Source organism: Rothia sp. HMSC069C10, from assembly GCF_001812205.1.
GTDB lineage: Bacteria > Actinomycetota > Actinomycetes > Actinomycetales > Micrococcaceae > Rothia > Rothia mucilaginosa.
Genome location: NZ_KV808301.1, coordinates 10,826 through 11,225 on the forward strand (window position 1 = coordinate 10,826; position 400 = coordinate 11,225).

The 400-nt window shown below is 55.2% G+C and carries 1 protein-coding gene; it reads right to left on the reverse strand.

All coding sequences use genetic code 11. The features are described 5' to 3' along the window. The coding region (locus HMPREF2842_RS05110; RefSeq protein ID WP_210398791.1) for an IS3 family transposase at positions 1-393 on the reverse strand (393 nt) is incomplete at its 3' end. Positions 394-400 lie beyond the last annotated feature (7 nt).

The following is a 400-nucleotide window of genomic DNA, read 5'->3' on the forward strand; positions in this document are numbered from 1 at the left end:
CTGCTGGGCAAGATTAGGGCACATCGAGATGGAGTGGGCAACAATCTCCTTGCTGGCAAAGTCATAAACCGGAGCGAGATAGGCCTTACCGAAGGAAAGCTTAAACTCGGTAACATCGGTGCCCAACTTCTGCCAAGGACCAGTCGCCGTGAAGTCGCGACCGATGATGTTCTCAAAACTTTGCCCCACATCCCCCTTGTAAGAGTTGTACCTGCGGTAAGCCCTCTCGCGGCGTATACCGCAACGCAGCCCCATCTGACGCATCATCTTCAAAACCGTCTTATCGGCGATGCGCACCCCTTCCTCAGCGCGCAGGCACATAGCTACTTGTCTGTGACCGCACCCGTTGGGGGTTCGTGAAAAGATTTGGGCGACCTTGGGACGTAGCTGCACTCTGGTT